11 protein-coding genes and 1 pseudogene are annotated in these 12,992 nt (G+C 59.9%); 9 read left to right on the top strand and 3 right to left on the bottom strand.

Going from position 1 to position 12,992, the window contains the following annotated elements; translation table 11 throughout:
* Positions 1–4: 4 nt before the first annotated feature.
* On the bottom strand, positions 5–1,483 hold the full coding sequence (locus GIW79_RS19620; RefSeq protein WP_054918416.1) for a helicase HerA-like domain-containing protein: 1,479 nt from the start codon (positions 1,481–1,483) through the stop codon (positions 5–7).
* 205 nt (positions 1,484–1,688) lie between these two features.
* On the opposite strand from GIW79_RS19620, the pseudogene GIW79_RS29865 reads away from it, so the two are divergent.
* The 5 genes and pseudogenes from GIW79_RS29865 to GIW79_RS19600 form a co-directional block, all read left to right on the top strand.
* A pseudogene (locus GIW79_RS29865) lies at positions 1,689–2,720 on the top strand (HAMP domain-containing protein); the annotation flags it as partial.
* Positions 2,721–2,813: 93 nt separating this feature from the next.
* Entirely contained in the window at positions 2,814–3,578 is a 765-nt protein-coding gene (locus GIW79_RS29860) for a methyl-accepting chemotaxis protein (RefSeq protein ID WP_370694806.1), read from the top strand.
* 222 nt (positions 3,579–3,800) lie between these two features.
* Positions 3,801–4,922, top strand: a complete 1,122-nt coding sequence (locus tag GIW79_RS19610; RefSeq protein WP_236452668.1) for a glycosyltransferase family 4 protein — start codon at positions 3,801–3,803, stop codon at positions 4,920–4,922.
* Entirely contained in the window at positions 4,915–5,667 is a 753-nt protein-coding gene (locus GIW79_RS19605; RefSeq protein WP_057975101.1) for a DUF2334 domain-containing protein, read from the top strand. The genes GIW79_RS19610 and GIW79_RS19605 overlap by 8 nt, the downstream gene beginning before the upstream one ends.
* Positions 5,655–6,764, top strand: a complete 1,110-nt coding sequence (locus GIW79_RS19600) for a lysylphosphatidylglycerol synthase transmembrane domain-containing protein (RefSeq protein ID WP_054918407.1) — start codon at positions 5,655–5,657, stop codon at positions 6,762–6,764. Before GIW79_RS19605 ends, GIW79_RS19600 begins: the two co-directional genes overlap by 13 nt.
* Before the next feature lie 123 nt (positions 6,765–6,887).
* Here GIW79_RS19600 and purU read toward each other — a convergent pair whose 3' ends face one another.
* On the bottom strand, positions 6,888–7,736 hold the full coding sequence (gene purU / locus GIW79_RS19590; RefSeq protein WP_019821236.1) for a formyltetrahydrofolate deformylase: 849 nt from the start codon (positions 7,734–7,736) through the stop codon (positions 6,888–6,890).
* A gap of 352 nt (positions 7,737–8,088) precedes the next feature.
* Between purU and mvaT the strand changes: the two genes are divergently transcribed.
* Complete coding sequence (gene mvaT, locus GIW79_RS19585) at positions 8,089–8,463, top strand: histone-like nucleoid-structuring protein MvaT (protein WP_019821235.1); 375 nt, start codon at positions 8,089–8,091, stop codon at positions 8,461–8,463.
* A 90-nt stretch (positions 8,464–8,553) separates the two neighbouring features.
* Here the strand turns inward: mvaT and sbcB are convergent, their stop codons facing one another.
* Positions 8,554–9,981, bottom strand: coding sequence for an exodeoxyribonuclease I (gene sbcB / locus GIW79_RS19580; protein ID WP_054918405.1), 1,428 nt, complete (start codon positions 9,979–9,981; stop codon positions 8,554–8,556).
* 167 nt (positions 9,982–10,148) lie between these two features.
* Between sbcB and GIW79_RS19575 the strand changes: the two genes are divergently transcribed.
* From GIW79_RS19575 to GIW79_RS19565, 3 genes are all read left to right on the top strand, one after another.
* Positions 10,149–10,841, top strand: coding sequence for an RDD family protein (locus GIW79_RS19575; RefSeq protein WP_089042395.1), 693 nt, complete (start codon positions 10,149–10,151; stop codon positions 10,839–10,841).
* A complete protein-coding gene (locus GIW79_RS19570) occupies positions 10,838–11,818 on the top strand; it encodes a stage II sporulation protein M (protein WP_057975099.1) in 981 nt (326 codons plus the stop codon). Before GIW79_RS19575 ends, GIW79_RS19570 begins: the two co-directional genes overlap by 4 nt.
* A partial coding sequence (locus GIW79_RS19565; protein WP_236477405.1) for a DUF4129 domain-containing protein occupies positions 11,805–12,992 on the top strand: 1,188 nt, incomplete at its 3' end. The genes GIW79_RS19570 and GIW79_RS19565, both read left to right, overlap by 14 nt.

The following is a 12,992-nucleotide window of genomic DNA, read 5'->3' as shown; positions in this document are numbered from 1 at the left end:
AGCGCTATTTGCGTTTGCTGCCGCCCAGCAACGAACCCAGCAACCCCCGCACCAACTGGCGCCCCATCTGATTGGCGGCCTGCTGCATGGCTGATTTCAACGCCTTGCCCGCCGTGGTCCCCAGGAATGCACCCGCCTTGTCGGTGAAGCTCGGCTCTTCGGCGGCCGGAGCAGCCTGCTCGGCAGGCCCAAGCTCCTTGCGGGCCATCAGCACCTCATAGGCAGACTCACGATCCACTGGTTTGTCATAGCGCCCCAACAGCGGCGAACTGGCAACCAACGCTTTACGTTCGGCTTCGGTGAGCGGCCCGATCCGCGATTGCGGGGGAGCAACCAGTACGCGCTGGACGACTTCCGGCGTGCCCTTTTCCTGCAAGGTTCCCACCAATGCCTCACCGGTGCCCAATTCTGTAAGCACCGACAAAGTATCGAACGTCGGGTTGGGCCGAAAACCGTCCGCCACCGCTCGCAGGGATTTCTGCTCTTTGGCGGTGAATGCGCGCAAACCGTGCTGGATGCGCAGGCCCAGTTGCGCCAGTACCGTATCCGGCAGGTCGCCCGGCGACTGGGTGACGAAGTACACGCCAACCCCTTTGGAACGGATCAGGCGCACCACTTGCTCCAGACGCTCCTGCAAGGCTTTTGGCGTATCGGCGAACAACAAGTGCGCTTCATCGAAAAACAACGCCAGCAACGGTTTGTCGGCATCGCCGCGTTCCGGCAATTGTTCGAACAACTCTGCCAGCAGCCATAACAGGAAGGTCGCGTAGACCTTCGGCGCTTCATGCACCAGGCGGCTGGCGTCCAGCAGGTGGATGCGACCACGCCCATCACTGGCGGGCTGCAAAATATCCTCCAGTTGCAGGGCCGGCTCGCCAAACAAGGCTTCGGCGCCCTGCTGCTCCAGCACCGCCAGGCGTCGTAACAAGGCCTGGCTGGAACCGGTGGTCATCAAGGCGGCGTCTTCGCCCAGCAGTTCCGGGTGATAGCGCAGGTGATTGAGCAGTGCCTTGAGGTCCTTGAGGTCCAGCAGCAACAGGCCTTCGCGGTCGGCCACTTTGAACGCCGCATAGAGCGCCGACTGCTGGCTGTCGGTGAGTTCCAACAGGCTGCCGAGCAAGAGCGGGCCCATTTCACTGATGGTGGTGCGCAACGGATGACCGGATTGGCCGTGGATATCCCACAGGGTGACCGGGTACGCCTGGGCCGTGTAATCAAGGAAGGGCATACCGGCGATGCGCTCGGCCACTTTGCCCTGGGGGTTGGCGGCGGCGCCCAGGCCGCAGAGGTCGCCTTTGATGTCGGCAGCGAACACCGCCACGCCCGCATCACTGAAGGCTTCCGCCAGGCGCTGCAAGGTGACGGTCTTGCCGGTGCCGGTGGCGCCGGCGATCAACCCATGACGGTTGGCCAGGCGCATGGACTGGGCGATGGGCTGGCCGTCAGGGCCTGCACCGATAAGCAGTTGTGTGGAGTCAGGCATTTCGTCACCTATGGTTAATCTTTAGTGCCGCGAGGTCGATATAGACGGATGTAAGCCCGACAAAGACTAAAAAACGGTCAGATAATTCCGATACGGACCAACGGAGCTATCACCAGAAATACCACACCTTTTTTAACGCTGCCATTTCGCGCCTCCCGCATTGGATGCGCCTCGGATATTAAGACCTTAGCGGACCCTTCAAGCCATGAACAAAAATCTGCGCTTCAGCCACAAGATCCTGCTTGCAGCCTCCCTTATCGTCATCGCCGCCTTTGCGTTGTTTACCCTCTACAACGACTATCTGCAGCGCAACGCGATTCGCGACGACCTCAACAACTACCTGCACGAGATGGGCGACGTTACCGCCAGCAACATCCAGACCTGGCTCACCGGACGTATCGCCCTGGTGGAAAACGCCGCACAGAACATCGCCATCAACCCTGAAAAAACCGTCGTCGCCAGCCTGCTGGAGCAGAAAGCGCTGACTTCGTCATTCATGGCGACCTACGTCGGTGACAGCCAGGGCACGTTCACCATCCGCCCTGACACCAAGATGCCCGACGGCTTCGACCCGCGTGTTCGCCCCTGGTACAAGGGCGCCCAGGCCAGTAATGGCTCGACCCTGACCGAACCCTATATCGACGCGGCGACCGGGCAACTGATCATCTCCGTTGCCACGCCCAGTACCAAGGGCGGCCAGAGCATCGGCGTAGTCGGCGGCGACCTGAGCCTGCAGACCCTGGTGGACAACATCGGCGCGCTGGATTTTGGCGGCATGGGCTATGCGTTCCTGGTCAGCGCCGACGGCAAAGTGCTGGTGCACCCCGATAAAGCCTTGGTGATGAAGACCCTGTCGGACGTTTATCCAAAAGACACGCCGAAGATCAGCGGCGACTTCAGCGAAGTGCAAGCCAATGGCAAGACCAATATCGTGACGTTCACACCGATCAAGGGCCTGCCATCGGTGAACTGGTACCTGGGCGTTTCGGTGGACAAGGACAAGTCTTTCGCCATGCTCAGTGAGTTCCGCACCTCGGCGGTGATCGCCACGATCATCGCGGTGGTGATCATCATCGCCCTGCTCGGCATGCTGATCCGCGTCTTGCTGCAACCTTTGCACCTGATGACCCGCGCCATGCAAGACATTGCCGACGGTGAAGGCGACCTGACCCGCCGCCTGACCATCCAGAACAATGATGAATTCGGCACCCTGGGCAATGCTTTCAACCGCTTCGTCGAGCGCATTCATACCTCGATTCGCGAAGTGTCTTCAGCCACCGAGCACGTCAATGAAGTGGCCCTGCGGGTGGTCAGCGCCTCCAACTCGTCGATGGTCAACTCTGACGAACAGGCCAACCGCACCAACAGCGTCGCTGCCGCCATCAATCAACTGGGGGCCGCAGCCCAGGAGATCGCACGCAACGCCGCCCAAGCCTCCAGTCAGGCCAGCGATGCCAGACACTTGGCCGAAGACGGCCAGCAGGTGGTTGAACGCAATATCAAGGCGATGACGCAGTTATCCAGCATGATCAGCACCTCAAGCACCAATATTGAAGCACTTAACAGCAAAACGGTGAATATCGGCCAGATTCTTGAGGTGATCACCAGCATTTCCCAGCAAACCAATCTGCTGGCGCTCAATGCGGCGATCGAAGCGGCGCGCGCGGGGGAAGCCGGGCGTGGATTTGCGGTCGTGGCCGATGAAGTGCGCAACCTCGCTCATCGCACTCAGGAGTCGGCGCAACAGGTGCAGACGATGATCGAAGAGCTACAGGTGGGTGCCCGGGACTCGGTGACTACCATGAGCGAAAGCCAACGCCACAGCCTGGACAGCGTGGAAATCGCCAACCTGGCCGGCGAGCGCCTGAACAGCGTGACCCAGCGTATTGGCGAGATCGACGGCATGAACCAGTCGGTCGCCACCGCAACGGAAGAACAGACCTCGGTGGTGGAGTCGATCAATATGGACATCACCGAGATCAACACCCTCAACCAGGAAGGGGTGGAAAACCTGCAATCGACCCTGCGCGCCTGCTCGGACCTGGAACAACAGGCCTCGCGCTTGAAGCAATTGGTGGGCAGCTTCCGGATCTGAGGTGCCCCCCACCTTAATCCACCTGTAGGAGCGAGCTTGCTCGCGAAAAACGTCAACGATAACGCGGGCTGCCTGAAGAAACGCGGAGTCTGTGAGTTTTTCGCGAGCAAGCTCGCTCCTACAGCGTGCGTTTGTCCACTCCCGCCACCGTCATGCTGCGAATCTAAACCGAACATCTATCCTTACCTCAGGTCCATCTAGGGAGAGCAATGGATCGGAGGGATGTTCATCGTGCATATCGCTGACATAACCATGTTCTACGCCCCGGCCAGCGGTGGCGTACGCACTTACCTTGACGCCAAGCACCGGCGTCTGGCGCTCAAGCCGGGCATTCGCCATAGCCTGTTGATTCCTGGCGCACACTTGAGCGAGCAGGACGGCATCTTCAAAGTACCGGCGCCCGCCCTGCCCTTCGGCAAAGGCTATCGCTTCCCCCTTCGTTTGGCGCCTTGGCGAAATGTCCTGCACGATTTACAGCCCGACCTGATCGAAGTTGGCGACCCTTACCTGACCGCCTGGGCCGCGCTGGATGCCCGACGCCAATTGGATGTGCCGGTCATCGGCTTTTACCACTCCGACCTGCCACTGCTGGTGAGCAACCGCATGGGGCCTTGGTTTACCCCCAATGTTGAAGCCTATGTGCGCAAACTCTATGGGAATTTTGACCGAGTGCTCGCCCCCAGCCAGGTAATGGCCGACAAGCTCACCGGGCTTGGCGTCAGAAATGTCTTCGTGCAACCCCTGGGCGTAGACCTGCAAACCTTCACCCCTGAGGTACGTGACCCCGGCCTGCGCGCCGAACTGGGGATTGGCGAAGACACTCGGCTACTGATCTTCGCCGGGCGCGGCTCCAAGGAGAAAAACCTGCCGGTGCTGCTCAACTGCATGAAACGCCTGGGGGAAAGCTACCACTTGCTGCTGGTAGGCTCCGGCATGCCGGCCAGCGTGCCAGACAATGTCACCGTGATTGACGGATTCCGGCCCGCCCAACATGTCGCTCGGCTGATGGCCTGCGCCGACGCCTTACTGCATGGTGGCGACCAGGAGACCTTCGGCCTGGTGATCCTGGAAGCCATGGCCTGCGGTATTCCAGTGGTCGCCGTGGCGGCCGGGGCCTTTACCGAGATTGTCGACGAGCGTTGTGGCCTGCTGTGCGCGCCAAACAACCCCAAGGCCATGGCCGAGGCGGTGCGCGAGCTGTTCAGTACCGACAGCCGACGCCTGGGTGCTCAGGCTCGGCGCCATGTCGAGCAGCATTATGCGTGGGACACGGTAGTCGACAGCCTGCTGGGGCATTACTGCGCCGTGCTGGGCAGCCATGAACCGATGCTCGCCCATGGCTGAGCGTGCGCTGATGCTGGTACTGCACGACGTGGCTCCGCACACCTGGGCCGACTACCGGCCGTTCGTCGAGGCCGTCGATGCACTGGGCCACGTGCCCATCACTTGGCTGGTGGTGCCAGACTTCCATCACCATGACGACTTGGCCGCCCACCGCGATTTTCGGCGCCTGCTCGACAGCCGTGTCGCCAAGGGCGATGAGCTCACCTTGCACGGTTACTACCATTGCGACGACCAACCTCGGCCGCGTACGCCAAAAGAATGGTTTATGCGACGCATCTATACCCACGAAGGCGAGTTTTACCAGCTGTCCGAAGCCGAGGCGTTGCGGCGGTTGACCGCCGGCATTGAGGTATTTGAGCGCAATGGCTGGCCTCTGCATGGCTTTGTTGCGCCCGCCTGGTTGATGAGCGACGGCACCCGGCAGGCATTGCGCCAGTTGCCGCTGAGCTACACCAGCGACCCACAACATCTTTATCGCCTGCCGGACTTCACGCCTATCAACGCCCCCGGCCTGGTGTGGAGCGCCCGCAGTGCCTGGCGCCGGGGATTGTCCAAAATCCTCAGTGATCGCCGTGAACAGCGGTGGCAGGAGGCCCCGCTGATCCGACTGGGTTTGCACCCGGTGGACATGCGCCACAGGTTTTCCCGCGATTATTGGCTAGACACCCTGCAACGCCTGCTCAACACGGGGCGCGTCCCCCAAACCAAGGCCGCCTGGCTGGCGACGCAGCCATGGGCCGACTGATCTGGTTAGTGTTGGCGCTCTTGGTGGCGCTGGTGATCCCATTGTGGCTGGGCGGCGGCGAAAGCATTGCGCGCCTGCGCCAGTTTCCGTTGCCCCAGTTACTGGGGATGTTCGCCATGATCATTGGCTGCTGGCTGATCAACAGTCTGCGTATCCGCCTACTGCTTGGCGAGCATCGCGGCGAGTTAGGCCCGCTTAAAAGCCTTGGCGTGGTGATATCCACCGAGTTCGCCATGTGTGCAACACCCGGCGGCAGCGGCGGGCCGTTGACCCTGATGGCCCTGCTGGCACGCAATGGCATCCGCCCCGCCCAAGGCAGCGCGGTGTTTGCCATGGACCAGTTGAGCGACCTAGTGTTTTTTCTCTGCGCACTGGTGGGGATCTTGCTATATGCGCTGTTCCATAGCCTCAGCCCGCGTCTGGAGTGGTTGCTGGGGCTCAGCGCCGTGTCGATGGTGGGTGGGGTAATCAGTGGCTGGGCCGTGGTGCATTTTCACCGACGGCTGATTCGCCTGGCGGGTTTGGCACTCAAGGCCATGAAGGTCAGTGCTACCACCCGCCGACGCTGGGCACGCCGGTTGCTGCGTTTTCTTGCGGCGTTCAGCGCCACCCTGAAACTACCCCGGAGCACCTTGCTTGGGGTCTTTGCGCTGACCAGTCTGCATTGGCTGCTGCGTTACAGCGTGCTGTACCTGGCGCTGCGCGGGTTGGGGGGCGAGGTGCAGTGGGCCTGGAGCTTTCTGATCCAGATGTTATCCCTGACTGCCGGGCAGTTCAGCCTGGCGCCAGGCGGGGCCGGCGCTGCGGAGTTGACGTCAGCGGCACTGCTGGCGCCCATGGTGGGCACATCCACAGCGGCTGCGGCGATTCTGATCTGGCGCGCGGTGACCTACTACTTCTATTTGCTGGCCGGTGCGCCAGTGTTTCTATTGATGGTCGGCAAACCGCTGCTCAAGCGTCTTTTTCAGGGGCGGCAGGCTGCTCATCCTGCGCCTGTGTCTGTTCCCATAAACGCGCCGCGCCTGGAAAATCAGTACCATCCTCGGCATCCAGCGCGTCCGGGTCGTAACGACTCAAACAGCCCTCGCCCAAGGTAGCAGGCGCCCGTGAGGTGGCTTTATCGAGCGGGTCGCTCATGGGAATCTCCTGAAACAGAAATAAAAAAGGGCCTGGAGAGTTTTACCTCCAGGCCCCGGTGTCTTTCAATCAAAACCGCTGGGTCAGAAGACCACGGTCTTGTTGCCGTGCACCAACACGCGATCTTCCAGGTGGTAGCGCAAGCCACGGGCCAACACCATCTTTTCGACATCACGGCCGAACCGCACCATGTCTTCAATACTGTCGCTGTGGCTGACGCGCACCACGTCCTGCTCGATGATCGGGCCGGCGTCCAGCTCTTCGGTCACGTAGTGGCAGGTTGCACCAATCAGCTTCACTCCACGCAGGGAAGCCTGGTGATAAGGCTTGGCACCAACAAAGGACGGCAAGAAGCTGTGGTGGATGTTGATCACCTTGCCAGCGTATTCGCGGCACAACTCCGGTGGCAGGATTTGCATGTAGCGCGCCAGCACCACTACATCCGCGTCATGCTGCTTGACCAGGCGCGACACTTCGGCGAATGCCGGCTCCTTGTCCTGTGGGTTGACCGGCACATGGTAATAAGGGATGCCATGCCATTCGACCATGCTGCGCAGGTCGTCATGGTTGGAGATCACGCAGGCAATCTCGCAATCGAGTTCGTCGCTGTGCCAGCGGTGCAGCAGGTCTGCCAGGCAGTGGGATTCGCGGCTGGCCATCAGCACCACGCGTTTCTTCTGCTCTGTATCGGTGATGTGCCAGGTCATCGAAAACTCTTCGGCAATCGGCGCAAACGCCTCGCGGAAGGCTTCCAGGCCAAAGGGCAACGTATCGGCACGGATTTCGTGACGCATGAAAAACCAACCACTGAGATCGTCCGAGTGATGGCTCGCCTCGGTGATCCAGCCATTATGGGAAGCCAGAAAGTTACTGACCTTGGCAACGATGCCAACCCGGTCCGGGCAAGCAATCACCAGCCGAAAAGTGCGCATTAGGGGGAAACTCCAGAACTTCACAAAGGCCGCTATTCTAGCGATTACGCAGAAAAACTGCAGTATTCCCTTGCACCTTATCTTGAGGCATGGCCGTGGTAACACCCCTTAATCGTGTAAGGTTTTACCAGCGCTATATGACGATACAACGGCATGCTCAGGCCAGTAGCAAAAAATTAAGGTGATTATCTTTTGCGCATAACGCTCACTAATTAACTCATCGGCCAGGTTTTCTCCCACACATTCAATGTCATTCGCCTAAATACCGTCTTAAATGTTTACTTGATGAAATTGCCTGACTATTATTAGGCCACTCACCCTGTCAATCAGCGTTCTACATAAGGTAGTCCACATGTCACTGATCAACGAATACCGCGCCACCGAAGAAGCTATCAAAGAGCTGCAAGCCCGTTTGAAGAACCTGTCCGAAGACGACAAGCTGAAAACCGAGCTGGAATTCGAAGGAAAATTGCGCACCCTGATGGGTGAATACTCCAAATCCCTGCGTGACATCATCGCGCTGCTGGATCCAGAGTCGAAAGTTAAAGCACCGCGTGGCGCTGTGAAAACTACCGGCACCAAGCGTGCTCGCAAGGTCAAGCAGTACAAAAACCCGCACAACGGCGAAGTAATTGAAACCAAAGGTGGCAACCACAAAACTCTGAAAGAGTGGAAAGCCAAGTGGGGCGGTGACGTAGTTGAAGGTTGGGCAACCCTGCTGGGCTAAGCCCGGTCGGACGTTCACCCGATACGTCACACATGAAAAACGCCAGCTTGCTGGCGTTTTTTATTGTCTGAATATTCTGTAGTTATGCGCCTACAGATTCAGGCGCGCCGCTAAGGAATCCACATAGTCCTGCCATTGCGCCAGTACCTGGCACTGAAACGATGTAGCACTAACCGCCAACTCCTCACGCGCCTGCTTAAATGCCAAGAGGGTATTCGGCGCCCCCCACTGTGCATCCGACAAACGTTGCTGACAGAAAAGTTTCCAGCGTTGTTGCTCCTCATTGTTCAAGGTTTCAGGAAAGTTACGCGCCCGGTAGCGAAATAATAATTCCGGCAAACGATGATCATCGAACGGCCACTGCTGACGGGCTAATTGCGCGGGCTCTGCCATGCGAACTTGCTCACATAAACGGCGGTCACGGTCACCAATAAAACCCTCGTAGAGCTGCTGCTCCGGGTCCGAGTTTGACGCAAAGTCTTCCTCGGCATAAATGGCCGCTAACTTGTCCCGCCAAACTTCCTGTGCGTCAGTTAGCCGCAGCGCCCGCGCGAGGCAAGCTTCCTTATCCAATTGAAGGCGCTCGAGGTCTTGAGGGCGCAGCACCTTCAACGGCGCAACCACCGGGCAGCGGTTGATATGCAGCAACTTGAGCGGAACCGGCAGTTCACCTTCGGCTAGCTCATCGCGGCGCGTGTAAAGACGCTGACGCAGCGTCGTCGCATCCAGGTCCAACAGCCCTTGTGGATCGAGCCCCAGGTCACAGACGATCAAGGCATTGCGATTGCGCGGGTGCCAGGCCAGGGGCAAGACCACGCCCAGATAATGGCGCTCGGCGGAAAAACGCCCCGAGATATGCACCATCGGTTGCAGCAACCGCACCTGATCCATGACCCGCTGCTTGCTGCGCAATTGAAACAACCATTCATACAACTTCGGTTGTTTCTCCCGGACCAACCGCGCCAGGGCGATGGTTGCACGCACATCCGACAACGCATCATGGGCCTGGCCATGGTCGATGCCGTTGGCCTCGGTCAAGCGTTCGAGCTTGAGGGTCACACGCCCGTCCTGCTCGGGCCAGTTGATCCCCTCCGGCCGCAGGGCGTAGGCAGTGCGCATCACATCGATCAAGTCCCACCGGCTGTTGCCGCCCTGCCACTCGCGCGCATACGGGTCGAAAAAATTGCGGTACAGACTGTAGCGCGTCATTTCATCGTCGAATCGCAGGGTGTTGTAGCCGGCGCCGCAGGTACCTGGCGCGGCCAGTTCGGCGTGCACCCGAGTCATGAAATCGGCTTCGGCAAGGCCCTTCTCGGCGAGGACACCCGGCGTGATGCCCGTGATCGCGCACGCTGCCGGGTGAGGCAGGATATCGTCGCTGGGCTGGCAATAAAGATTGATCGGCGCACCGATCTCATTGAGCTCAAGGTCGGTGCGGATCCCGGCTACCTGGAGCGGGCGATCATTGCGCGGGTTGATGCCAGTGGTTTCATAGTCGTACCAGAAAATCGAGGTCACGGGCTATTCCTGTGCTGAAGATCGACAAAGTCTAGGCGCTGCAAGGCGTTGGGAGCCAGCGATACCTGACTGTATAAATATCCAGAAAACCCTCGAATGGTTGCTTCCACCGTTGACACTGCTAGCATCCGTGTCTCTCAAGTCGCCTCGCACTGCCAAGGATCGCAATGCCATCAACGCCTTTGGATACCCACTATCAGATAGAAACGCCGGAGGGCATCGACCTGCCCCTGCGTCCTGCTGGCCTGCCCTCTCGGGCATTGGCCTTTGCATTCGACCTGGGCGCGCGAGGGATCATCATGGGGATCCTGCTAGTGCCGCTGGCGCTGCTCGGCAATGTGGGGATCGGGCTGGGTTCGCTGCTGCTGTTCGTGGTGAGCTGGTGGTACATGGTGTTGTTCGAAGTGCTCAACCACGGCTGCTCGCCGGGCAAGCAGGTCATGGGCCTGCGCGTGGTACAGGATGACGGCACGCCCATTGGCTGGTCGGCATCATTGATCCGCAACCTGCTGCGTTTTGTCGACATGCTGCCCTTCGGTTATTTCCTCGGCGCGATCAGTTGCCTGCAGCATCCGCACTTCAAGCGGCTCGGCGACCTGGCGGCAGGCACGCTGGTGGTCTACCGCGATCTGCCGCTGGTACGCCCGAGCATCCCTCAAGCACCCGCCCTGCGCCTACCCTTCGCACTGGAGCTGAGCGAACAGCGGGCCATCCTCGGTTTCGCCGAACGCCAGGCGGAACTCTCGGCCGAACGGGTGCATGAACTGGCCGCCATCCTCGCAGGGCCCCTGCAGGTGCCTGCACCGCGTGCCGTGGAGCAACTCAACGGTGTAGCCCGTGGTTTGTTGGGGCCGACATGAAGCAAAGCCTTTTTGAAAGCCGCCACCAGCATCAATGGCAAACCTTCGCCGAGCAGTTGAAGCAACTGGAGCAAGGTAAAGCCAAGGCCGCCGATGTCGCCGACTTCCCGCATCAATATCGACGCCTGTGCCAACATCTGGCCCTGGCTCAGCAGCGCGGCTACAGCAGTTACCTGGTCGATCCGTTGCAACAGCTGGCATTGCGCGGCCATCAACAACTGTATCGCCATCGCAGCCAACTGACGGCAAACATACTGGCGTTTCTTCTCGCCGACTTCCCGCGCCTGGTACGCGAACAATGGCGCTTCGTGCTGATCGCCGGCCTGCTGTTCTTTGGCAGCCTGGTGGGGATAGCCCTGCTGGTGTACCTGTTCCCCGACCTGGTCTACAGCATCATCAGCTCCCAGCAGGTGGCCGAGATGCAGGGCATGTACAACCCCGATGCCAGCCGCCTGGGCCGCGCTGCCGAGCGTGCCGCCAGCGAAGACTGGATGATGTTTGGCTATTACGTGATGCACAACATCGGCATCGCCTTCCAGACCTTCGCCGCCGGCCTGTTGTTTGGCCTGGGCAGTGTGTTCTTCCTGATTTTCAACGGTTTGGTCATAGGTGCGGTCTCCGGGCACCTTACCGACATTGGCTATGGCCAGACCTTCTGGTCGTTTGTCATTGGTCACGGCGCATTCGAGTTGAGCGCCATCACACTGGCCGGTGCCGCAGGCTTGCAACTGGGCTGGTCACTGGTCGCCCCCGGGCGCTTGGCGCGCAGCGAAGCCCTGCGCCTGGCCGCGCGCAAAAGCGTAAGGATGCTCTGTGGTGTCATGGTGTTCCTGTTGATCGCCGCCTTTATCGAAGCCTACTGGTCCTCAACCACTCGCATTGAGCCCTGGATCAAGTACGCGGTAGGCGCCGCCCTCTGGCTGCTGGTGGCCGCTTACCTGACCCTGGCCGGGCGGAGTCGCCATGCGCCTGACTGACGCCAGCGTAGTCATTCGCCCGCGCACTTCCTGGGAAGCCATGGACTTGGGTGTGCTGATGGCCCGGGAACGCCGTTTCTTGCTGATGAGCAGTTGGGCGCTGGTGAGCCTTCCGATATTCAGCCTGTTGACGGTGCTGCTTTGGAGTTACCCGTCTCTGGTCATGTTCCTGTTCTGGTGGCTCAAGCCGGCCTTCGACCGCTTGCCGCTGTACATTCTTTCCCAGGCCCTGTTTGCTGAGCCCCCCAGCCTCAAACAGGCCGTTCGCCATTGGCCGCAGTTGCTCAAAGGGCAACTGTTCGCCAGCCTGACCTGGCGGCGGCTGAGCATGAGTCGCAGCTTCACCCTGCCCGTCAGCCAACTGGAAGGCCTGGACGGTGACGCACGTCAACGACGCCTTGGGGTGTTGCTGCAACGTAACGCTGGCGCCGCACGCTGGCTGACGACGATCGGCGTTCACCTGGAAATCGGCCTGTGGTTTGGCGGCATGGCCCTGTTCTATCTCTTCATCCCGCAACAGGTTGAACTGGACTGGGACTGGCAACGACTGGTATTGGCATCAGGCTCGGACGTGCTTTGGCTTGAGCACCTGAGCAATGCCTTCTATGCCCTGGTCCTGGTGTTCTGGGAACCCATCTACGTCGCCTGTGGCTTCAGCCTGTACCTCAACCGCCGCACGGTGCTGGAGGCCTGGGACCTGGAACTGGTATTCCGTCGCCTGCGCCAGCGCCTGAACAACGTTGCACCGCTGCTGTTGCTGGTCGTTGGCCTGGCACTGCTACAAATCAGCCCACCGACCATGGCAGATGAAACCACAGCCCATAAGCCACTCAGTACCCAGGCCGCCAGCCAATCCATCCAGGCATTGCTGGAAAAGCCACCTTTCAAGAACCCGGAAACCGTCACACGCTATCGGTTTGGCGAAGAAAAAGCGCCGGTTGAAAACAAGGCCAAGGGCGACGGCAAATTACCCGGCTGGCTCCAGGCACTGCTCGACAACCTTAACAGCGACACCTTCAAATACGTCGCCAAAACCTTGGAAATACTGCTCTGGAGCCTTGTGATTGGCGGCCTGGCCCTGGTGTTCTGGCGTTACCGTGAATGGTTGCTCACGTTCGTCAGCCGCCTCGGACCCACTCGCCCTACCGCCCCCTCTCCCGTTCCCGCTCAGTTG

It is taken from the genome of Pseudomonas sp. PA-7-1E, from assembly GCF_021605325.1.
Classification (GTDB): domain Bacteria; phylum Pseudomonadota; class Gammaproteobacteria; order Pseudomonadales; family Pseudomonadaceae; genus Aquipseudomonas; species Aquipseudomonas fluorescens_BV.
Note: the sequence above shows the minus strand (reverse complement) of the source record. Positions and strands in the feature narration are given on the sequence as shown.

Excerpts from the sequence above, each read along its gene's own strand:
- GIW79_RS19605 (WP_057975101.1), top strand. The coding sequence starts at position 4,915 with ATGGCTGAGCGTGCGCTGATGCTGGTACTGCACGACGTGGCTCCGCAC.
- GIW79_RS19570 (WP_057975099.1), top strand. The coding sequence starts at position 10,838 with ATGAAGCAAAGCCTTTTTGAAAGCCGCCACCAGCATCAATGGCAAACC.
- GIW79_RS19575 (WP_089042395.1), top strand. The coding sequence starts at position 10,149 with ATGCCATCAACGCCTTTGGATACCCACTATCAGATAGAAACGCCGGAG.
- mvaT (WP_019821235.1), top strand. The coding sequence starts at position 8,089 with ATGTCACTGATCAACGAATACCGCGCCACCGAAGAAGCTATCAAAGAG.
- GIW79_RS29860 (WP_370694806.1), top strand. The coding sequence starts at position 2,814 with ATGGTCAACTCTGACGAACAGGCCAACCGCACCAACAGCGTCGCTGCC.
- GIW79_RS19600 (WP_054918407.1), top strand. The coding sequence starts at position 5,655 with ATGGGCCGACTGATCTGGTTAGTGTTGGCGCTCTTGGTGGCGCTGGTG.
- GIW79_RS19620 (WP_054918416.1), bottom strand. The coding sequence starts at position 1,483 with ATGCCTGACTCCACACAACTGCTTATCGGTGCAGGCCCTGACGGCCAG.
- purU (WP_019821236.1), bottom strand. The coding sequence starts at position 7,736 with ATGCGCACTTTTCGGCTGGTGATTGCTTGCCCGGACCGGGTTGGCATC.
- GIW79_RS19610 (WP_236452668.1), top strand. The coding sequence starts at position 3,801 with ATGTTCATCGTGCATATCGCTGACATAACCATGTTCTACGCCCCGGCC.